At 63.7% G+C, this 19581-nt stretch carries 17 protein-coding genes and 1 pseudogene; 7 read left to right on the top strand and 11 right to left on the bottom strand.

Translation table 11 applies throughout. The annotated features are described in order from the left end of the window. Positions 1-398: 398 nt before the first annotated feature. The 6 genes from dnaG to ybiB all read right to left on the bottom strand — a co-directional run bounded on the left by dnaG (position 399) and on the right by ybiB (position 6430). Entirely contained in the window at positions 399-2183 is a 1785-nt protein-coding gene (gene dnaG, locus F2P44_RS05420; RefSeq protein WP_167085705.1) for a DNA primase, read from the bottom strand. 125 nt (positions 2184-2308) lie between these two features. Beyond that, on the bottom strand, positions 2309-2758 hold the full coding sequence (locus tag F2P44_RS05415; protein WP_167085704.1) for a GatB/YqeY domain-containing protein: 450 nt from the start codon (positions 2756-2758) through the stop codon (positions 2309-2311). Positions 2759-2919: 161 nt separating this feature from the next. Further along, a complete protein-coding gene (rpsU, locus tag F2P44_RS05410; RefSeq protein WP_008451879.1) occupies positions 2920-3132 on the bottom strand; it encodes a 30S ribosomal protein S21 in 213 nt (70 codons plus the stop codon). A gap of 122 nt (positions 3133-3254) precedes the next feature. Beyond that, positions 3255-4463, bottom strand: a complete 1209-nt coding sequence (locus F2P44_RS05405; RefSeq protein ID WP_167085703.1) for a BaiN/RdsA family NAD(P)/FAD-dependent oxidoreductase — start codon at positions 4461-4463, stop codon at positions 3255-3257. A 217-nt stretch (positions 4464-4680) separates the two neighbouring features. Then, positions 4681-5457, bottom strand: a complete 777-nt coding sequence (gene cobA, locus F2P44_RS05400; protein ID WP_167085702.1) for a uroporphyrinogen-III C-methyltransferase — start codon at positions 5455-5457, stop codon at positions 4681-4683. After that, complete coding sequence (ybiB, locus tag F2P44_RS05395) at positions 5441-6430, bottom strand: DNA-binding protein YbiB (RefSeq protein WP_167085701.1); 990 nt, start codon at positions 6428-6430, stop codon at positions 5441-5443. The genes cobA and ybiB overlap by 17 nt, the downstream gene beginning before the upstream one ends. A 120-nt stretch (positions 6431-6550) precedes the next feature. On the opposite strand from ybiB, the gene F2P44_RS05390 reads away from it, so the two are divergent. From F2P44_RS05390 to F2P44_RS05375, 4 genes are all read left to right on the top strand, one after another. Beyond that, positions 6551-8056 carry a DUF4331 domain-containing protein gene (locus F2P44_RS05390; RefSeq protein ID WP_167085700.1) on the top strand — a complete coding sequence of 502 codons (1506 nt, stop codon included), beginning with the start codon at positions 6551-6553 and terminating at the stop codon, positions 8054-8056. A gap of 33 nt (positions 8057-8089) precedes the next feature. Continuing rightward, complete coding sequence (locus F2P44_RS05385; RefSeq protein WP_167085699.1) at positions 8090-8332, top strand: hypothetical protein; 243 nt, start codon at positions 8090-8092, stop codon at positions 8330-8332. Between the two features lie 75 nt (positions 8333-8407). Then, entirely contained in the window at positions 8408-9601 is a 1194-nt protein-coding gene (locus tag F2P44_RS05380) for a tetratricopeptide repeat protein (protein WP_167085698.1), read from the top strand. Further along, positions 9598-10725 carry a HupE/UreJ family protein gene (locus F2P44_RS05375; protein WP_167085697.1) on the top strand — a complete coding sequence of 376 codons (1128 nt, stop codon included), beginning with the start codon at positions 9598-9600 and terminating at the stop codon, positions 10723-10725. The genes F2P44_RS05380 and F2P44_RS05375 overlap by 4 nt, the downstream gene beginning before the upstream one ends. Positions 10726-10786: 61 nt before the next feature. On the opposite strand, the gene F2P44_RS05370 is transcribed toward F2P44_RS05375, so the two are convergent. Further along, positions 10787-12475: an alkaline phosphatase D family protein gene (locus F2P44_RS05370; RefSeq protein ID WP_167085696.1), complete on the bottom strand. Its 1689-nt coding sequence runs from the start codon at positions 12473-12475 to the stop codon at positions 10787-10789. A gap of 186 nt (positions 12476-12661) precedes the next feature. Between F2P44_RS05370 and F2P44_RS05365 the strand changes: the two genes are divergently transcribed. From F2P44_RS05365 to F2P44_RS05355, 3 genes are all read left to right on the top strand, one after another. Beyond that, positions 12662-13720 (top strand): 3-deoxy-7-phosphoheptulonate synthase, encoded by a 1059-nt coding sequence (locus tag F2P44_RS05365; protein WP_167085901.1) that lies wholly within the window; start codon positions 12662-12664, stop codon positions 13718-13720. A gap of 175 nt (positions 13721-13895) precedes the next feature. After that, positions 13896-14936, top strand: coding sequence for a tRNA (adenosine(37)-N6)-threonylcarbamoyltransferase complex transferase subunit TsaD (gene tsaD / locus F2P44_RS05360; protein ID WP_167085695.1), 1041 nt, complete (start codon positions 13896-13898; stop codon positions 14934-14936). Positions 14937-15042: 106 nt separating this feature from the next. Continuing rightward, positions 15043-15888, top strand: a complete 846-nt coding sequence (locus tag F2P44_RS05355; protein ID WP_167085694.1) for an endonuclease/exonuclease/phosphatase family protein — start codon at positions 15043-15045, stop codon at positions 15886-15888. Positions 15889-15905: 17 nt separating this feature from the next. On the opposite strand, the gene F2P44_RS05350 is transcribed toward F2P44_RS05355, so the two are convergent. The 4 genes and pseudogenes from F2P44_RS05350 to F2P44_RS05335 all read right to left on the bottom strand — a co-directional run. Further along, entirely contained in the window at positions 15906-16703 is a 798-nt protein-coding gene (locus F2P44_RS05350) for an ABC transporter ATP-binding protein (RefSeq protein ID WP_167085693.1), read from the bottom strand. A 1-nt stretch (position 16704) separates the two neighbouring features. Continuing rightward, the gene (gene ntrB, locus F2P44_RS05345) at positions 16705-17613 is read right to left on the bottom strand and encodes a nitrate ABC transporter permease (protein ID WP_187363247.1); all 909 of its coding nucleotides are present in this window, start codon (positions 17611-17613) and stop codon (positions 16705-16707) included. A gap of 14 nt (positions 17614-17627) precedes the next feature. Further along, positions 17628-18158, bottom strand: a pseudogene (locus F2P44_RS05340) (ABC transporter substrate-binding protein); the annotation flags it as partial. 323 nt (positions 18159-18481) lie between these two features. Continuing rightward, the coding region (locus F2P44_RS05335; protein ID WP_229423398.1) for an ISL3 family transposase at positions 18482-19581 on the bottom strand (1100 nt) is incomplete at its 5' end.

Genomic DNA, 19581 nt, shown 5'->3' with positions numbered 1-19581 from the left:
TGGGCCCTACGTCCCGAACCGGCCCGCAGACCGCTCCGGCATTGCTGCACTCATAACACCTTTACATCACCTTACGGGCACGACCCGCGCGATTTCGGCAGTAGTCTACTGCAAACAACGGCGGTTGGAGGCGCGAGCCGTGTGTGGTTGAAAAGCAAACCGATGTTTGCCATCGACCGCGCAGCGCGCCGTCGCAACCAAAGCTGGCCCTGGCCGCCGACGCCCCACCATCTTTGCGCCGATCAAGAGCCTAACTCACTGAAAGAAATACAACTTACGGACAACGAAAAAATTTCTGCGAACACAACACTTATCGTTTTATTATAGCACGCAGTCCGTCTTTTTCCAGTGCCAAACGCCCCCTGTGCAGCCCCCCATTTTCCCCCTTTGCGCAGGGTCTACGCCGGCGCGCCGTCATCCTCCAGACGCCTTTGCTCCGCCATGATTTCGCGGTAGCGCACACCCACCTGATCTGAGGTCAGCCCGGCGGAAAACAACTGGGTCAGTTCCTGTTTTAGTGCCGCAAGTTTGATCTGCCTCACAGCCCCGACGAGCCACAATTTCACGCTGTCGAAATCCGATTCCGGTTCGGACGCAATCTCGGCGATCAAGCCATCGTATTCGTTGCTCGTATCCTTCAAGTGCTGGGACAAGGCGGCAAAGCTGCCGTTCGCCCCCAGCGCCTGGCCGCAGGCGACCAGGTACAGCAAGCGCTCGGCCGCGTCCGGGCCGAAATGGTTGAACGCGGCCAGGGCGGCCTCGTCCAGCTCCAGGCTGAGCGGCGGATGGGCCACCAGATGGCGCAAGATCTGCAATTCCAGCCCGACCGGCTCGGGCCGGCCCTGGCGCGGCGGCGCCCGGCGCGCCACCGAGACCGGCTTGGACAGCTCGAACAGGGCTTCGATTTCGGCCGGCGTGGACTCGGTCATGCTGGCCAGGCCGCGCACGATCTGCAGGCGCAGGGAACTGGGCGACATCGATTGCAGCAAGGGCTTGGCGTCGAACTGGACCCGGGCGCGCCCTTCCGGCGTGGAAAGATCGTGCTCGGCCGACACTTCGCGCAGCAAAAATTGCGACAACGGCATCGCTTCGTGAATCTCTTGCTCGAACACATCGGCGCCGAATTCGCGCACGAAGCTGTCCGGATCGTGCTCGGCCGGCAAGAACAGGAATTTGATGATCTTGTTGTCGCTCACCTGCGGCAGGCAAGCTTCGAGCGCGCGGCGGGCGGCGCGGCGGCCGGCCTTGTCGCCGTCGAAACTGAAAATCACGCTATCGGTCTGGCGCAGCAACTTTTGCACGTGGGTACTGGTGCAGGCAGTGCCGAGCGTGGCCACCGCTTGCGGAAAGCCGAGCTGGGCCAGCGCGACCACATCCATATAGCCTTCGGTGACCAGCACATAGCCGGCGTCGCGGATGGCCTGGCGCGCCTCGAACAGGCCGTACAGCTCCAGGCCTTTCTGGAATAGCGGGGTTTCCGGGGAATTCAGGTATTTCGGCTCGCCCTGGTCGAGCACCCGCCCACCGAAGCCGATCACCTGGCCTTTGGTATTACGGATCGGGAACATGATGCGCTCGCGGAAGCGGTCATAGCGTTTCTTGTTGCCGCCGTCTTCGTCGACCTTGTCGATCACCAGGCCGGACTCGACCAGCGCCAGCACCTCGTAATCGGGAAACACGGTGCGCAGGTTATCCCAGCCGGACGGGGCGTAGCCCATGCCGAAGCGGGCCGCCACTTCGCCGGTCAGGCCGCGGTTTTTCAGGTAGGCAATGGCATTCGTGGCGCCGCGCAACTGGCCACGGTAGTAATCGCAGGCCTGGGTCATGGCTTCGGTCAGGGCCAACGCCTGGGCCTGGTTGGCGGCGCGCTGCAGCGGCGGAATCTTGTCGTCCGCATCGGGCACGACCATGCCGACGCCCTGGGCCAGGTCCTTGACGGCATCGATGAAACCCATGCCGGAATACTCGATCAGGAAGCCGACCGCGTTGCCATGCGCGCTGCAACCGAAGCAATGGTAGAACTGCTTGGTCGGGCTGACCGTGAAACTGGGGGATTTTTCGCTGTGAAACGGGCACAAGCCCATGAAATTGGCCCCGCCCTTCTTCAGCTGGACATAGCGGCCGACCACATCGACGATGTCGATACGGTTGAGTAAATCGGTCAGGAAGGATTGTGGAATCACGTGCGATGAACAGTCTTTGTGTCAGGTCAGACTATACCGCCGCGCCCGCCGCAGATTTGATCTGCGACAAGACGCGGCGCGTCGGCTAGCCGCGGCCGCTTCCGCGACAACGTTCCGTGGGACGATCAGGCGGGCGCGAGCGCCTTCTTGATCAAGCCCGAAACGGCGCTCATGTCGGTGCCTTTTGGCAATTTTGCCTTGAGCAAGCCCATCACCTTGCCCATGTCTTGCGGACCGGCGGCGCCCGAGGCGCTCACGGCGGCGGCCACTTCGGCGGCGATTTCTTCTTCCGACAGGCCGGCCGGCATGTAGGCGACCAGGATGGCCAGTTCGGCTTTTTCGATATCGGCCAGGTCGGCGCGGTTGCCCGCTTCAAACTGGGTGATCGAATCCTTGCGCTGCTTGATCATTTTTTCGATGATCGCCAGGGTTTGCTCATCGTCGAGTTCGATGCGCTCATCGACTTCGCGGCGCTTGATTTCGGCCAGGATCAGGCGGATCGTACCCAGCTTGGCCGCTTCTTTCGCGCGCATCGCCGTTTTCATGTCGTCGGTAATTTGTTCTTTCAAGCCCATGGCAATCCTCGTTTCGATAAATGATGTAATAGCAAGTACAAGCAGCAAAATCCAAATAGCAAAACCCGCTGCGGTAAACCGGAGCGGGTCTGCGACTACAGTAAAAACAATGACCCGGTCAGGCTGTTGGCCGTCACCGGATCAGTTTCGACTAGACAGTCTTAGAATAATTTCTTAGGCAGTTGCTGGCTGCGGATGCGCTTGTAGTGGCGCTTAACGGCAGCTGCCAGCTTGCGCTTGCGCTCAGCCGTTGGCTTTTCGTAGAACTCGCGTGCGCGCAGTTCGGTCAGCAGACCCGTTTTTTCGATGGTGCGTTTGAAGCGACGCATTGCGACTTCGAACGGCTCGTTTTCTTTAAGGCGAATAGTGGTCATGTAAAAATCAAACCGTTAGATTTAGGGAAGAACGAGATAATAGCACCGATCCCACAGCTTTGGAAGTATTTCGCTTTTCCTCTTCCGTTTTTGCTGTTTCGCAACAGCCACAGCGCCGCCGTTTACACCGCCTGCCCGGCCGCCACGCCCGAGGCCCATGCCCACTGGAAGTTATAGCCGCCCAGCCAGCCGGTCACGTCGACCGCCTCGCCGATGAAATACAGGCCGGGCACCTTGTTGGCCATCATCGATTGCTGCGACAGCTCGCGCGTATCGATGCCGCCCAGGGTCACCTCGGCCTTGCGGTAGCCTTCCGAGCCGGTCGGCACGATGGCCCAGCGGTTGATGGCGTCGCCCAGCTTGCGCAGTTTCGCGTCCGGCAGGTCGGCCAGGCGCGCATCGGGCGTCAGGCCGGCGATGGCGATCACCACCTCGGCCAGGCGCGCCGGCAGCCACTGCGAGAGCACGTTGCCGAGTTGCTTCTTGAGCGTGCTCTTGCCCTCGATCAACTCCTGCGCCACATCCATCTCCGGCAACAGGTTGACGATGATCGGCGTGCCCGGCTGCCAGTAGCTGGAAATTTGCAGGATGGCCGGGCCCGACAGGCCGCGGTGGGTGAACAGCAAATCCTCGCGGAAATGGCCGCGCTTGTTGCCCTTGCCCTTGTTGCTGCCGGTTTCCACCTCGACTTCGAGGGCGATGCCGGCCAGCGGCGCGAAGGCTTCCCAGCCGGGGCCGTCGAAGGTCAGCGGTACCAGGCCCGGGCGTGGCTCGACCATCATCAGGTCGAACTGGGCCGCGATGCGGTAGCCGAAATCGGTCGCGCCGGTCTTGGGGATCGACAAGCCGCCGGTGGCAATGACGACGCTATCGGCCAGGATCTCGCCGCTGTCGGTGAGGATGAAGAAACCCTCGGCGGTTTTTTCGAGCGACTCGACCTTGGACGGCATGCGCCAGGTCACATCGCCGCTGGCGCACTCGGCCTTGAGCATCTGGATGATCTGTTCGGCCGACTCATTGCAAAACAGCTGGCCGCGATGCTTCTCGTGAAAACCGATACGGTGTTTCTTCACAAGGGTCAGAAAATCCTGCGGGGTATAACGCGATAATGCGCTCTTGCAGAAATGGGGATTATCCGACAAAAAATTCTGCGGCGCGGCATTGATATTAGTGAAGTTACAACGCCCCCCACCCGAAATCCTGATCTTTTCTGCAAGCTTCTCCGCATGATCGATCAACACCACGCGTTTGCCGCGCTGGGCGGCGACGGCCGCGCACATCATCCCGGCCGCGCCCGCGCCGATCACTGCTACATCAAATTGTTTTGCCATGGCGTATGCCGGTTTCCGCTAATCACTAAAACAGTGATTGTAAACCGCGCCGGGGCCGCCAAGTGCCCGAACGTGTCCGAACCAGCGGTAGAAATTCCCACAACCGGGGTCTGACCTCTGATTAGCAACACAAATAATTGCTAATCAGAGGTCAGACCCCGGTTGTAGGTGTTTGAAGGTGGCCGGGCTCAGTGAAACTCTGCACAGGGTAGGAAATTCAGGCTGGCCGTGCGAGTGCCTGGATATGCTCGACCGCGCTGTCGGCGCAGCGCACCACGTCGCCAATCACGATGATGCTGGGACTGCCCAGCCCGGAAGCAGCGAGATCCTCCGCCAAATCAGCCAGGGTCGTCAGCAGCTGCGTCTCCCCCGCCCCGGTCGCCGAATGGATCACGGCCACCGGCGTGCTGCCCGCCTTGCCGCCCGCCAGCAGCGCCGCCTGGATCTGCCTGCAACGCGCCACGCCCATGTAGATCACCAGCGTCAGCCCGGTCTGCGCCAACAATGCCCAGTCCGGCGTGCGGGCGCTGCCGGGCTCGTCACCGCGCTCATGCCCGGTCACGAAGATGGCACCCGAACTCCAGTCGCGGTGCGTCAGCGGCACGCCAATCGACGACGGTGCCGCCAACCCGCTGCTGATGCCGTTGATGACCTCGACCGCGATGCCTTCCGCCATCAAGTGCGCGCGCTCTTCGCCGCCACGCCCGAAAATGAAGGGATCGCCTCCCTTGAGCCGCACCACCGTGCGCCCGGCCCGCGCCTCGGCCACCATCAACCGTTCAATGAATTCTTGCGAGGTCGACCGGCAACCTCCGCGCTTACCCACCGGCACAATACGCGCCGACGGCGAGGCGTGCTCCAGGATCGCCAGGTTGACCAGGTCGTCCACCAGCAGCACATCGGCCGCCGCAATCGCCTTCACCGCTTTCAAGGTCAGCAGCTCCGGATCGCCCGGACCGGCCCCGACCAGATAAACCTTACCTTTGCTCTCCATCATGCGCACCCGTGTTTGCCTGTATTGACTTTGAAACTAGCAAGCACTGTGCCACTTGTTCGGTAATCGAGGCAGGCACGGCCACGCCGCCCTCCAGCGCGCGGGTAATCCAGGCTGCCGTGGTGGCGGCGTCACGCTCGGCCGGTCCCTCCGCCACGTCATCTGTTGGTGCATCGCGCTGCACCAGCACGGTGCGCTCGACGCCGTGGAACCAGTCGATCTGCTGCGCCCGGTTGGCATTGGCCACCGTTTCGCCTTCGGTGCCGCGCATCAGGAAGGCGTCGCCCCGCCCTTCGCGCGCGATGGTCGTGAAGTATTCGCCGAGCATGTCCAGGTACTCGGGATGGGTGTACGACACCAGCCGCAGCGCCGGCCCCGCGAACGGTTGCAAAATTTTGACCAGGGTATGGGTCGAGTTGCGCACACCCAAAATGCGGCGCAGCGACAGCAAGTGCGCCATCTTCGGCGCCAGCGTCTCGATCGGCATGAAGGCCGGCTTGCCGGCGGCAAATGCGGCCTGCACATCGGCATGTGACCCCGCCGGCCCGATCCCCATCGCGGCGAAAATCTCGGCCGTCGTCACGCGCCCCGGATCGCTGCTCACGCCATGCACCAGCACCGGCACGCCTTCGCGCGCCAGCAGCAGCGCCAGCAGCGGCGTCAGGTTGGCCATCTTGCGCGCGCCGTTGTAGCTCGGAATGAGCACCGGCGCGTACGCCCCCGCCGGCGCCACCAGCGGCGCAAACGAGGCTTGGCCCGCATCGAGGAAACCGGCGATCTCTTCCACCGACTCGCCCTTGATGCGCATCGCCAGCAAAATGCCGCCCAGCTCCAGGTCGGACACCCTGCCGTCGAGCATCGCTTCATACAGCGCATGCGCATTTTCGCGCGTCATGCTGCGCGCTCCTTTTTTACCGCGCCCGATTTCTTTTATAAAAGTGGCGGCCAGGAATGGTTCGGTTGTTTTGTTCATGGGGTTCAGCTTAACACTGCATTGATAAAAATTTATTTGGCATAAAGTGAATCCGGCGACGGGGGCACCACGTATATCTGCATACACATCAGTGTGAAACCCTATAACGAGGAGAGCAACATGAACCAGATGAGACTACGGGCGACCATCGGCGCGGTATTGGCAGGCAAGCTGCTGGCCTGCGCATTCGCGCCGTCGGCATTCGCATCGAGCCACCGCGAAGCGCCGTTCATCACGCGCAATCCGAAGATCGATGCCACCGACTTCTACATGTTCCGCAGTTACCAGGCCGGCCGCAGCGATTTTACAACGCTGATCGCCAACTATGTGCCGCTGCAGGATGCCTACGGCGGCCCGAATTACTTCATGATGGACCCGGACGCACTCTACGAAATCCATGTCGATAACAATGGCGACGCCAAGGAAGACATCACCTTCCAGTTCCGCTTCAAGAATACCAATAAGGATACGCAGCTGACCGTGGGCGGTAAAAAGGTCTCGATTCCCCTCGTGATCAACGGCGGCCCGATCGCCGACACCAACGCCGCCGGCGCCAACGTGCGCGAAACCTTCACCGTCACCGTGGTCCGCGGCGACCGCCGCAGCGGCACCCGCGCCGTCGTCGCCAATGCCGACACCGGCCACACCGCCTTCGACAAGCCGTTAGACAACATCGGCAACAAGTCGATCCCGAACTACGACGCCTACGCCGCCCGCCACCTGTACAACGCCACCATTCCCGGCTGCGCAGCCCCGGCCAGACTGTTCGTCGGCCAGCGCAAGGATCCGTTCGTCGTCAACCTCGGCGAAACCTTCGACCTGATTAACATCAAGGCGCCAGCCGTCGAGTTCAGCGCCAACGCCGAAACCGGCGCGAAGGACGACCTGGCCGACAAGAACGTGACCACCTTGAGCATGGAAGTGCCGACGTCGTGCCTGGTCAGCGCCACTGCGGGCGACCCGGTCATCGGCGGTTGGACCACGGCCAGTCTGCGCCAGGGCCGCCTGATCAACCCGACGCCGAAGTCCAACACCGACGTCTCGAAAGAAGGCGGCGCCTGGGTCCAGGTCTCGCGCCTGGGCATGCCGCTGGTGAACGAAGTCGTCATCGGCCTCAAGGACAAGGACCGCTTCAATCACAGCAAGCCATCGGCCGACGGCCAGTTCGCCGACTACGTGACCAATCCGACCCTGCCCGCGCTGGTCGAAATCCTGTACGGCAGCGCTGGCGCCAAGGCGCCGACCAACTTCCCGCGCAACGACCTGGTGGCCGCCTTCCTGACCGGGATCAAGGGCGTGAACCAGCCGAAGACCGTCACCGCCTCGGAAATGCTGCGCCTGAACACCTCGATCGCCCCGACCGCACCGGGCATGCAAAAACGCCTCGGCGTGATCGAAGGCGACAACGCCGGCTTCCCGAACGGCCGCCGTCCGGGCGACGACGTGGTCGACGTCGCGCTGCGCGTCGTCATGGGCAAGCTGTGCACCCTCAACATCGGCTGCGCACCAACCGATGCACCGGCCGGCGCCCTGCGCTTCACCGACGGCGCGTATCTGGACGAGACCATGGTCAACGCCAGCTTCCCGTACCTGAAATCGCCGATCCCGGGTTCGCCACAGAAGTAATGGCCGCCGCAATCACATGAACCGGAGAGCACCATGAAAAAACTGAGCCTGATCTGTGCCTTGCTGCTGTTGACGGCATGCGGCAGCGATACCCGCACCTCGTCCGCGCCGGAAGTACCGACGCCACCGCCGCCACCACCAGCGGGCCCGCTCGCCGATGCCTTCTACAACTCGGTGAAGACCACCGTGGCGGCCATGCCTGACGATAGCGACGCGGCCAGCATCGACGCCATCGCCAGCAGCGCGCCGGAAGACACGGAACCGTCGGCGCTGTAAGCACCAATCCGGCCGGGAGGCTTGCGTCCCGGCCGCTGTCGTACCCAAACTCTTCTCACGCACCGGGAACACATCATGCCGAAACGATTCGCTCGCATTGCCGTTCCCGCGCTGCTGCTGTACGCGCTCGCTGTGCCGGCCATTCAGGCAGCACCTTATCTTCCCGCCAGCGGCGGCACCGTCGTCGAGCGCCTGGCGCGCCGCACCGCCCCTCTTCAACGCGAACTGGCCGCACTGCGCGCGCAACTGGCCGCCCGTCCCGGCGACGTGGCCCTGGCCACGCGCACCGCGCAGCGCTACATCACGGTAGCGCGCCAGGAAACCGATCCGCGCTATTTCGGCTACGCGCAGGCCGCGCTGGCGCCATGGTGGGCCATGCCGGCGCCCCCGCCGCAGGTGCGCCTGCTGCGTGCCATGCTGCTGCAAAGTACCCACCACTTCACCGAAGCCTTGCGCGACCTGGACGCCATCGTCAGCGCCGATTCAAGCAATCCGCAAGCCTGGCTCACGCGCGCCATCGTGCAGACCGTGCGCGGCGAGTACCAGGCGGCCACCGCGAGCTGCGCCCGCCTGTCGTCACTGTCGACCGAACTGGTGACGATTACCTGCGTGGCCAACGTCGGCACCATGACCGGACGCTCGGCCAGGAGCGAAGCCCTGCTCGAGCTCACCCTGCGCCGCAACCAGGAAGCCGACGCCGGGATGCAGGTCTGGGTCTTGACACTGCTCGGTGAAATGGCGCAGCGGCGCGGCGACGCCAAGGCCGCCGAAGAACGCTTCAAGCGCGCGCTGGTGCTCGACCCGCGCGACAGCTACCTGCTCGGCGCCTACGCCGACTTCCTGCTGGAGCAGCAGCGCGCAGCGGAGGTGCTTGCCCTGGTCAAGGACCGCACCCGCATCGACGGCCTGCTGCTGCGCTACGCGCTGGCCCTGCACCAGGACGGCCCGGCTAGCGATACGCTGCGCAATGCCGACGCCGAACTCAAGGCCCGCTTCGACGCCGCCATGCAGCGCGGCGACACCGTCCACCAGCGCGAACAGGCACGCTACGAGCTGCACATCCGCGGCGACGCCAAAACAGCGCTCGCGCTGGCGCAGCAAAACTGGGTGGTGCAGAAGGAATCGGCCGACATGCGGGTGCTGCTGGAAGCGGCCGCCAAAGCCGGCGACAAGGCCGCCGCCGCACCGGTCATCGACTGGGTGGCCAAACACGCGGTGGAAGACGTGGCCGTGGCGCGCCTGGTCAGGCAAATCAAGGCGGGCGCATGATGGGCCGCTACTTCATTGGCCTGCTGATGCTGGCGCTGGCCCTGGTCGCCGCTCCGGCGCGCGCACACAAGCCGAGCGACAGCTACCTGACCATCAGGGTGGCCGGCCAGCAGGTCGATGGCCAGTGGGACATCGCCCTGCGCGACCTCGATTTTGCCCTGGACCTCGACCAGGACGGCGACGGCGACCTGACCTGGGATGAAATCCGCAGCCAGCACGCCGCCATCGCCAACTACGCGCTGGCGCGCCTGGCACTCACCAGCGGCGGCGCCGCCTGCCCCATCGTCGCCGGCGAGCAGCTGATCGACCAGCACACCGACGGCGCCTACACGGTGCTGCGCTTTCGCGCCACCTGCCGCGCCGCCGCGACTGCGCTCGGCGTCGGCTATCGCCTGTTCGCCGACCTCGATCCGCAGCACAAGGGACTGGTCAAGCTGGAGCACGAAGGCGTGACCTCGACCGCCATTTTCAGCCCCGACGCGGCGCGCCAGGATCTGCTGCTGCGCGCGCCCGGCAAGTTCGTCCAGTTCGCCGGCTACGTCAAACACGGCGTGTGGCATATCTGGATCGGCTTCGACCACATCCTGTTCCTGCTCTCGCTGCTGCTGCCGGCGGTGCTGGCGCCTGTCGCGATGCAACAGGAGCAGCCGCTCAGGGCGGCCTTTACCGATGTACTCAAGGTGGTGACCGCGTTCACGCTGGCGCACTCGCTGACCTTGACCCTGGCCAGCCTGCAGGTGCTGTCGCTGCCAACGCGTTGGGTGGAATCGGCGATTGCGGCCTCGGTGCTGCTGGCGGCGGTGAATAACGTCATCCCGCTGTTTCGCGGACGGCGGCCGCTGGCGGCCTTCGTGTTCGGGCTGATTCACGGTTTCGGCTTTGCCGGCGTACTGGCCGACCTGGGCCTGCCGCAAAGCGCGCTGGCGTTGAGCCTCGCGGGCTTTAACGTGGGCGTGGAACTGGGGCAGCTGGCCATCGTGGCGGTATTCCTGCCGCTCGCGTTCCTGACGCGCCGCACCTGGTTTTACGGTCAGTTGATGACCACCGGCTCGGTCGTCATCGCCTTGGTAGCCGCCGTCTGGCTGTTCGAGCGCGCTTTCGATATGAAAGTGCTGCCCGTGTAAGGGGTAAGTGCGTGGTTTTGGGGACGGAGCCGCATTCCACCGTGCGCCCCGTCCCCCTTTTTTACACCGCGATCAGCTTGCGGTTGGCGGCGCCCGGCAGCGTCTTGAGGACCTTGCCGGCAACGGCCGTGTAGCTGGCCGACTTGACCGTGCTCACATAGCGGTACTCGGCGCGCGTTTCGGATGGCGTTACCGTCACCACCATGAAGCCGCGCGACTTCGTTTCCGCATACACCAGCGGCCCGATGATCTGTTCCAGGCCGGCCGCCACCAGCGCCGGATCTTCATTCTTGAAGATGTCTTCGAAGCCGGGCGAGGTCACCGACGACACCCCGAACTCCACCCCGACCGCCTGCCCGTTCATGTCGGCCAGGTCGCTGGCCCAGGCGTTGTGCGTGTCGCCGGCCAGCACCACCAGGTTCTTGTTCAGTGCCCTGGCCGTGGCCAGCACGGTTTCACGCGCGGCCTGGTAGCCGTCCCACGCGTCGAGGTTGTACGGCACCGATGGCTGGGCCAGGATCTGCTGCTCGGCTGCCGTCAAGGTCGTTGGCGCGCTCTTCGCCTTTGCCAGCAGCGCGACGTAGGCGCCGAAACCGATCGCGCCCAGCACCAGCGGCGCCGGCAGGTTCATGCGCGCCATCAGTACCTGCTGACCCAGCATCTGCCAGGTGGCGTTCGATTTGCCCATCTGGCCTTTGAGCCAGGTGGTCTGGTCGGCGCCCATCAGCTGGCGCGCCGGGTCGCCCACGGCGGCAGCGAAGCTGGCGCCATTAAAAGCGCCGCCGGCACCGACATAGCTGGCGTAGCCAAGCTGCTTGTCGCGGCCGATGATGCGCGTGTCGAGCATGTGCAGCGACAGCAGGTTGCCGAAGTCGAAGGAGCGGTAGATGCGCTCAGGCTTGCCAGCGTCCGGCAGGCGGATCGGCATCCATTCGTTGTAGGCCTGGATCGCCATCTGGCGGCGCGCCAGGAACAGGCCTTCGGTGGCCGGGTCGTGGTTTTCCGCGCCTTCGCGCCAGCTGTCGTTGGCCAGTTCGTGATCGTCCCACACGGTGATGAAGGGCATGCGCGCGTGGATCGCCTGCAGGTCCTTGTCGGCGCGATACTGGGCGTAGCGGCGCCGGTAGTCGCTCAGGGTGATGATCTCGTTGGCCGGCACCGACACGCGGCCCATCGCCTCGGCGTCCTTGGCGGCGTAACCGTCCTTGGCGTATTCGTAGATGTAGTCGCCCAGGTGGATGGCGGCGTCGATATCGTTCAGCTTTGCCGCTTCGGCGTAGACATGGAAGTAGCCAGCCGGGTAGTTGGTGCAGCTGAACACCGCCAGCTTGACCTGCGCCAGGTTGCCCGTGCCGAGGGTCTTGGTACGGCCGACCGGCGAGGCGGCGCCGTACGCGACGAAGCGGTAGTAATACGCGCGGTTGGCGGCCAGGCCGGTCGCATCGACCTTGACGGTGTAGTCGCGCGCCGGGCCGGTGGGGGTGGTGCCGGTGGCGGCGATGACGGCGAAGTTGCTATCCTCGGAGAGCTCCCATTTGACCTCGATGTCGCCGCTGGCGGCGGTGCTGATGCGGGTCCACAGGATCACGCGGTCGCTCATCGGATCGCCGCTGGCGACGCCGTGCGCGAAGCGGACATCGATGTCGCCGCCGTCGCTGCCGCCGCAGCCGGCCAGCGCGGCGCCGGACGCCGCGACGGTCCCGAGCGAGAGGTTGCGAAGGAACTTGCGGCGTGAATTCGGTTGGGTCATGACAGCTCGTTGTAGGGAGTTGAGAAGCCGGCAAGCTTAAAGGAGCGGCATGACTCGCTGATGACACGGTCAATGGCGGCCGGCGCCCAAGCGGCGGCGTTTTTGATGCAAGCGGTGCAAGAAGGGCCGATTCGGGCTAAACTCCCCTATCCACGCCGAAAAACACGAGAAAAAGCAGCCTTCATGATTACTACCCCAGACATCGAAAATACCAACGTCACGTCGTTCGCGACCATGCCGACCCCGGAAGAGCTGCACAAGCGCCTTCCCCTGAGCGACAGCGCGTTTGCCACGGTCATGCAGGGCCGCGCCGCGCTGCGCGACATCATCGACCGCAAGGACAAGCGCCTGTTCGTTGTCGTCGGCCCGTGCTCGATCCACGACCCGGTGGCCGGCATCGACTATGCGCGCCGCCTCAAGGCGCTGCAAGCCGACGTGGCCGACACCATGCTGCTGGTGATGCGTGTGTATTTCGAAAAACCGCGCACCACGACTGGCTGGAAGGGCTATATCAACGATCCGCACATGGACGATTCCTTCCGCGTCGACGAAGGCATGGAAAAAGCGCGCCGCTTCCTGCTCGACGTGTGCGAACTGGGCCTGCCCACCGCCACCGAAGCGCTCGACCCGATCTCGCCGCAGTACCTGGGCGATTTGATCGCCTGGACCGCGATCGGCGCGCGCACCACCGAATCGCAGACGCACCGCGAGATGTCGTCGGGCTTGTCGACCCCGGTCGGCTTCAAGAACGGTACCGATGGCGATATCAGCATCGCGATCAACGCCATTTTGTCGTCGGCGCATCCGCACTCGTTTTTGGGCATCAACGGCCAGGGCACGGTATCGATCGTGCGCACCAGCGGCAACGCGTACGGCCACGTGGTGCTGCGCGGCGGCGACGGACGTCCGAATTACGATTCGGTGTCGATCGCGATCGCGGAGCAGGCGCTGGAAAAGGCCAAGCTGCCGGCCAACCTGGTGGTCGACTGCTCGCATGCGAACAGCTACAAGAAGCCTGAGTTGCAGCCGCTGGTAATGTCGGACGTGGTGCAGCAGATCCGTCACGGGAACAAGTCGCTGGTCGGTGTGATGATCGAGTCGAATATCGTCGGCGGCAACCAGAAGATTCCGGCCGATCTGTCGCAGTTGAAGTATGGCTGCTCGGTGACCGATGGCTGCATCGATTGGGATGCGACCGAGACCATGCTGCGTGCCGCGCACGCGGAGCTGTTGCAGCGTCCTTAAAACCCACCCCAGCGTCGTTCCCGCGCAGGGCTAGGCGCCCCCACGGCAACCCAAGTTCGTAGCGCAGCTAACGGCTTATCGACAAACTTGGGTTCCCGCCGAGTGCCGCCTTGGCGCGGGAACGACGCAGTGGTGCTTTACAATGGCGCATTCCTTCTTATCTTGCGCACCTCCCATGATTGTTCTCGGCGTCGAATCCTCCTGCGATGAAACCGGCCTTGCGTTGTACGACACGCAACGCGGCTTGCTCTCCCACGCCCTGCATTCGCAGGTCGCCATGCACGAGGAGTACGGCGGCGTGGTGCCCGAACTGGCTTCGCGCGACCATATCCGGCGCGCCATCCCCCTGCTCGAAGAAACCCTGTCCCGCGCCAGCGTGGCCATGGCCGATATCGACGCCATCGCCTACACCCAGGGTCCGGGCCTGGCTGGCGCGCTGCTGGTCGGCTCCTCGATCGCTTGCAGCCTCGCGCTGGCGCTCGACAAGCCGGTGCTCGGCGTGCACCACCTCGAAGGCCATCTGCTCTCGCCGCTGCTAGCGAGCGATCCGCCGCAATTTCCCTTCATCGCGCTGCTGGTCTCGGGCGGCCATACGCAGCTGATGCGGGTCGATGGCGTCGGCCAGTACACCCTGCTCGGGGAAACGCTGGACGACGCGGCCGGCGAAGCCTTCGACAAATCGGCCAAGCTGCTCGGCCTGGGCTACCCCGGCGGCCCGGCGATTTCGCGCCTGGCCGAATTCGGCGATCCACTGGCCTACAAGCTGCCGCGTCCCATGCTGCACTCGAAGGACTTCAACTTCAGCTTCTCGGGCCTGAAAACGGCCGTGCTGACGGTGGTGAAGAACCACGAGGAAAAAGTCATCGCCAATATCTGCGAACAGGACAAGGCCAACATCGCACGCGGCTTCGTCGATGCCATCGTCGATGTGCTCACCGCCAAGTGCATCAGCGCGCTGCGCCACACCGGCTTGAAGCGCCTGGTGATCGCTGGTGGCGTGGGCGCCAACGCCCAGCTGCGCGCCTCGCTCAACGCGGCCGCTTCCGCCAAAAAATTCCGCGTGTTTTATCCGGAGCTGGAATTCTGCACCGATAACGGCGCCATGATCGCCTTTGCCGGCGCCATGCGCCTGCAAATCAATCCCAACGCGGCGACGCGCGACTACAGCTTCAACGTGCGCCCGCGCTGGCCGCTCGACGAGATCAAGGTGGTCTGAAAAAACCCATGCGCTGAACTTGCGGCGCCGATGACGATCCTACCGTGTACCGTATTTTTCCAAAGAATGGCAAACTCGCCCGGTTCTGTTTTTCCGGAGGTGCTGTATGCGTGTTGTTAGCTGGAATATTCACTGGGGTTGCGGCAAGGATGGCAGGATCCGCATCCATGCCATCATCGATGTGTTGCGCAAATTAAATCCCGATGTGATTTGCCTGCAGGAAGTTGCGTCAAATCATGCCGAGCTTGAAGGCAACGCCAACGCCAACCAGTTCCGCCAGCTGGCGGGAGCCTTTGGCGGCTACCAGCCGGTGATCGAACCGACCAGTGAAATCTACCAAAACAATCTGCCGCGCCAGTTCGGCAATATGTTGCTCTCCAAATATAGAATCAACCAGGTGCACCGCTACCTGCTGCCGTGGCCGCCCGATCCGGGCAGTCCGGCCGGCATGCCGCGCGGCCTGATCGAGGCGGTCGTCGATGCGCCCGGCGGCCGGGTGCGCGTGCTGACCACGCACCTGGAATACTACTCGCCGGTGCAGCGCATGGCGCAGGTCCGGCATATCAAGTATTTGCATTGGGAAGCCTGCGAACGGGCGCGCATCTTTCAACCGGACCCGACCATGGACCCGCCATACCAGCTCGGATACCGGCCCGGCTCGGCGATCTATTGCGGCGACTTCAATTTCACGCCCGACTCGCCCGATTACCAGGAATTGATCGCGCCGGACGACAGCATCGCGCTGCCGCTGGTCGACGCCTGGCGCTTGCGCCATCCGGAGATCGCGCGCGCGCCGACCGCCGGTTTGCACGGGTTCAAGTGGCCAGAGCGGGCCGATTGCTTCGACTATTTTTTCGTCACCGACGATCTGGCCGCGCGCGTGACCGAGGTGGAAGTGCAGTCGGAAACGGCAGCCTCCGACCATCAGCCGATCGTGCTTGATATTGCCTGATCTCAAACACAGCTTGCTCAGGCCGCCTGCGGCCTGGACTGGCGGTGATACAGGAACTCCAGCACCCGCGTGCGGTACTCCATGTACAGCGCGTCGTGCGCCAGCGCCACCCGCTCGCGCGGGCGCGCCAGCCGCACCTGCACGATGTCGCCGATGGTCGCCGCCGGCCCGTTGCTCATCATCACGATGCGGTCGGACAGCAGTACCGCCTCGTCCACGTCGTGGGTCACCATGACCACGGTCGATCCGGTCTGGGCCACGATGCGCAGCAATTCGTCCTGCAGGTGTGCGCGCGTGAGGGCGTCGAGCGCGCCGAAGGGTTCGTCCATCAGCAGCACTTTCGGCTCCATCGACAGCGCGCGCGCAATGCCGACGCGCTGCTTCATGCCGCCCGAAATCTCGTTGGGGCGCTTGCTCGCCGCCGCACCCAGTCCCACCAGCGCCAGCGCCGCGCTGGCGCGCTCGCGCAGCTGGCTGGCCGATTCCTTGTTCGAGAACACACGCTCGAGCGCCAGGTACACATTCTCGAAGCAGCTCAGCCACGGCAGCAGCGAGTGGTTCTGGAACACGACCGCGCGCTCGGGCGACGGCCCGGCAATCTCGCGGCCGGCGCAGATCAGGGCCCCATCGGTGGCCGTGGTCAATCCCGCCAGCAGGTTGAGCAGGGTCGACTTGCCGCAGCCCGAGTGGCCGATCAGGGTCACGAATTCACCCTGCGCCACCGTCAGGTTGATGTCGTGAAGCGCGTGGAAGCGTCCCTTGCGCGTCTCGAACACCATCTCGGCGTGCTGCACTTCAATGAATTTCTTGTTCATGTCAGTTCCCCGCTTCTTCATAGGTAAAGGCCTTGGCCAGCGCCACCAGGGCAAGTTCGAGCACCAGCCCGACCACGCCGATGACGACGATGGCGATCAGGATGTGCGGCACGTTCAGGCTGTTCCACTCATCCCACACCCAGAAGCCGATGCCCACGCCGCCGGTCAGCATTTCAGCGGCGACGATCACCAGCCAGGCGGTGCCGATGGCCAGGCGCACGCCGGTCAGCATGTAGGGCAATACCGAAGGCAGCAGGATCTTGGTGAAGATTTTCCATTCCGACAGTTGCAGCACGCGCGCGACGTTCATGTAGTCCTGCGGCACGCGCCGCACGCCGGCGGCGGTGTTGACGATCATCGGCCAGATCGAGCAGATGAAGATCGACCAGATCGCGGCTGGATCGGCCGACTTGAACACCAGCAAGCCGATCGGCAGCCAGGCCAGCGGCGAGACAGGCTTGAGCAGGCTGATGATGGGATTGAACATGCCCGCCAGAAAATTGAAGCGTCCGATCATGAAGCCGAGCGGAATCCCGGCCGCGGCCGCCAGGCCGAAGCCGAGCGCCACGCGCTTGAGCGAGGCCAGGATGTTCCAGCCGATGCCCTGGTCGTTGGGGCCGTTGCGGTAGAAGGGATCGGCGAACATGCGCAGCGCTTCGGCGAAGGTCACGGCGGGCGAGGGAAAGCTGCTGTTGTTGACCGACAGAATCTGCCACAGCAGCACCAGCAGGCCCAGTCCCATCAGCGGCGGCAGCACCGCCAGGAGCACGCCGCGCAGGCGTGACTTGCCATTGCTCAAGGTCACGCCCTGGCTGGCCAGACGCTGGCTGCGCGGGCGTTTTTCAGGCACCGGCGCGGCCAGCGCGGCGCCACTCGGGGTGTTCGACATCGATTCCAGCACGGCACTCATCATGGGCTCCCGGTTCAGGCTTTGATCTTGAAGGAGTCGGCGTAGGCCTTGGGATGCTTGCCATCCCAGACCGTTCCGTCGAGCATTTTCACCGTGCGCAGCGGCGAGGTGGGCAGGCTCACCTTGGCCATGGCGGCGGCCTCGGTGTACAGCCCGATCTGGTTGACGCTGGTGGCGGTGGCCAGGTAGTCGGGCTCGGTCTTGAGCAAGCCCCAGCGCTTGTGCTGGGTCAGGAACCACATGCCATCCGACAGGTAGGGATAGTTGACCGTGCCATCGTTGTAGAATTTCATGTAGTTGGGGTCGTCCCAGGTCTTGCCCATGCCGTTCTGGTAGCGGCCCAGGATGCGCTGGTTGATCACGTCGACCGAGGTGTTCACGTAGGACTTGTCGGCGATGGTGGCCGCCATCCTGGTCTTGTTGACCAGGCCGGCGTCGATCCACTTGCTCGCCTCCAATACGGCGGCGATCAGGGCGCGCGCGCTGTTCGGGTATTTCCTGGCCCAGTCGAGCGTGGTGCCCAGGGTTTTTTCCGGGTGGTCTTTCCCATGTACAAACTAATTGGGACAAGACAGCATGGTGTACTTTTAAAAAATGGACAAGATGTTCGATGCCCTTTATGATGCGGCCCGGACTAGTTTAAGGATCTTGATGAAAGTTGGTTCTCGTAGGATCGTGTTGCCACGTTTTACTTTGACGGAGACAGTTGATGGACCTGGCGATGGGGTCTCGAATATCTTACTGCCGGACGGCACGTCCTATTACACCCGCAATAAATTCACAGATACGGCTTCTTCGCGTGTGGATGGCAAGCCAGCATGGGTGAATGCTTCATTCGACCGATTCCCCCTCGTGATAAAAGGGGGCTCTATGACGTTTTCGGTGAAACTTGACGACCGCCACGGTATCGCCTAATTGAAACCGACCGCTTCGCGGCGGCCTGCAAGGGATTGACGGGTAAATGAGCGAGTTTGGACATGCGCAGATAGGCGATAGCGATGAAGTTGGCGGCGCTCCGGAAGCCGCGTGCTGCTCGCTTGGCTTGTTGAAGCATGCCGTTCATCGCTTCGACATAGGCGTTGCTGCGGCCATCGAGCATGCCGCGCACGACGCCTGGCAGGCGCTCGCGCAGCGTCAGCGCCAGTTTCTTGAACGGCTCGAGCCGGCTTCGGCGGGCCCACGATATCCAACGCTCCAGCGCCGCCTGCGCCGCTTCCGCGCTGTTGGCGGCCACGGCGTGCCGATAGGTGTCCCGCAATGCTTCTTTCAGCCGCCACGCCCTTGCGCTCTTGAGTCGGGAACGCTGCAAGAGATACATCGTGTCGCGCTGGCGCGCCGTCCAGCTGTGCGCGTCGCGGCGCATGCCCCACATCAACGCACGGACGGTCTTGCGTTCGGTCCCCAAGGCGCTGCGAACGACGCGCGGATGCTCCGCCATTTCCAGCTTGCGTACCTTATCCATCGCATCGTTGGCCAAGGCGATCACGTGGAAGCGGTCGAAGCTGATCTGGGCCTGCGGCAATTGCTCGGTGACGCCCTTGATGTAGGCCTGGCCCATGTCCATGCAGACGTGCTCGATCCGCTGTGGCTGCCCGCCATGGGCGATCAGATCGGCCTTGAAAGCGACCACCGTCTCGTGGTCGCGGCCTTCGGTGGCGAATAGCAGGCGCTTGGCATCCAGGTCGTGAACGACCGTCACGTACTGGTGACCGCGCCGAAGGCTGGTCTCGTCGATGCCGATGAGCTTCACCTCGCTCATGTCATCCTTGCCGCGCGCCACGGCGACGTAATGGCCGACGCTGCGCCACAGGCGATGCGCCGTCACACGCAGCAGCCGGGCTGTCTCGGCCACGGTCATTGTTTGGCACAAGGACATGGCCAGAGCCTCGAACAGTAGAGTGAAATGACTGCCAGGGCGCGACCATGGGACCTCGATGCGCGAGGTCTTTCCGCAGGAGCGGCAGCGCA

The sequence above is a fragment of the Massilia frigida genome, assembly GCF_011682175.1.
Lineage (GTDB): Bacteria > Pseudomonadota > Gammaproteobacteria > Burkholderiales > Burkholderiaceae_D > Telluria_A > Telluria_A frigida.
The sequence above is the reverse complement of the archived record's forward strand: the minus strand, read 5'-3'. Positions and strand labels throughout refer to the sequence as shown.

Coding starts and splice junctions, on each gene's coding strand:
- F2P44_RS05370 (WP_167085696.1), bottom strand. CDS start 12,475: ATGACCCAACCGAATTCACGCCGCAAGTTCCTTCGCAACCTCTCGCTC.
- F2P44_RS05355 (WP_167085694.1), top strand. CDS start 15,043: ATGCGTGTTGTTAGCTGGAATATTCACTGGGGTTGCGGCAAGGATGGC.
- F2P44_RS05405 (WP_167085703.1), bottom strand. CDS start 4,463: ATGGCAAAACAATTTGATGTAGCAGTGATCGGCGCGGGCGCGGCCGGG.
- F2P44_RS05390 (WP_167085700.1), top strand. CDS start 6,551: ATGAACCAGATGAGACTACGGGCGACCATCGGCGCGGTATTGGCAGGC.
- F2P44_RS05385 (WP_167085699.1), top strand. CDS start 8,090: ATGAAAAAACTGAGCCTGATCTGTGCCTTGCTGCTGTTGACGGCATGC.
- F2P44_RS05380 (WP_167085698.1), top strand. CDS start 8,408: ATGCCGAAACGATTCGCTCGCATTGCCGTTCCCGCGCTGCTGCTGTAC.
- ntrB (WP_187363247.1), bottom strand. CDS start 17,613: ATGAGTGCCGTGCTGGAATCGATGTCGAACACCCCGAGTGGCGCCGCG.
- F2P44_RS05350 (WP_167085693.1), bottom strand. CDS start 16,703: ATGAACAAGAAATTCATTGAAGTGCAGCACGCCGAGATGGTGTTCGAG.
- cobA (WP_167085702.1), bottom strand. CDS start 5,457: ATGGAGAGCAAAGGTAAGGTTTATCTGGTCGGGGCCGGTCCGGGCGAT.
- F2P44_RS05375 (WP_167085697.1), top strand. CDS start 9,598: ATGATGGGCCGCTACTTCATTGGCCTGCTGATGCTGGCGCTGGCCCTG.
- F2P44_RS05415 (WP_167085704.1), bottom strand. CDS start 2,758: ATGGGCTTGAAAGAACAAATTACCGACGACATGAAAACGGCGATGCGC.
- rpsU (WP_008451879.1), bottom strand. CDS start 3,132: ATGACCACTATTCGCCTTAAAGAAAACGAGCCGTTCGAAGTCGCAATG.
- ybiB (WP_167085701.1), bottom strand. CDS start 6,430: ATGAACAAAACAACCGAACCATTCCTGGCCGCCACTTTTATAAAAGAA.
- tsaD (WP_167085695.1), top strand. CDS start 13,896: ATGATTGTTCTCGGCGTCGAATCCTCCTGCGATGAAACCGGCCTTGCG.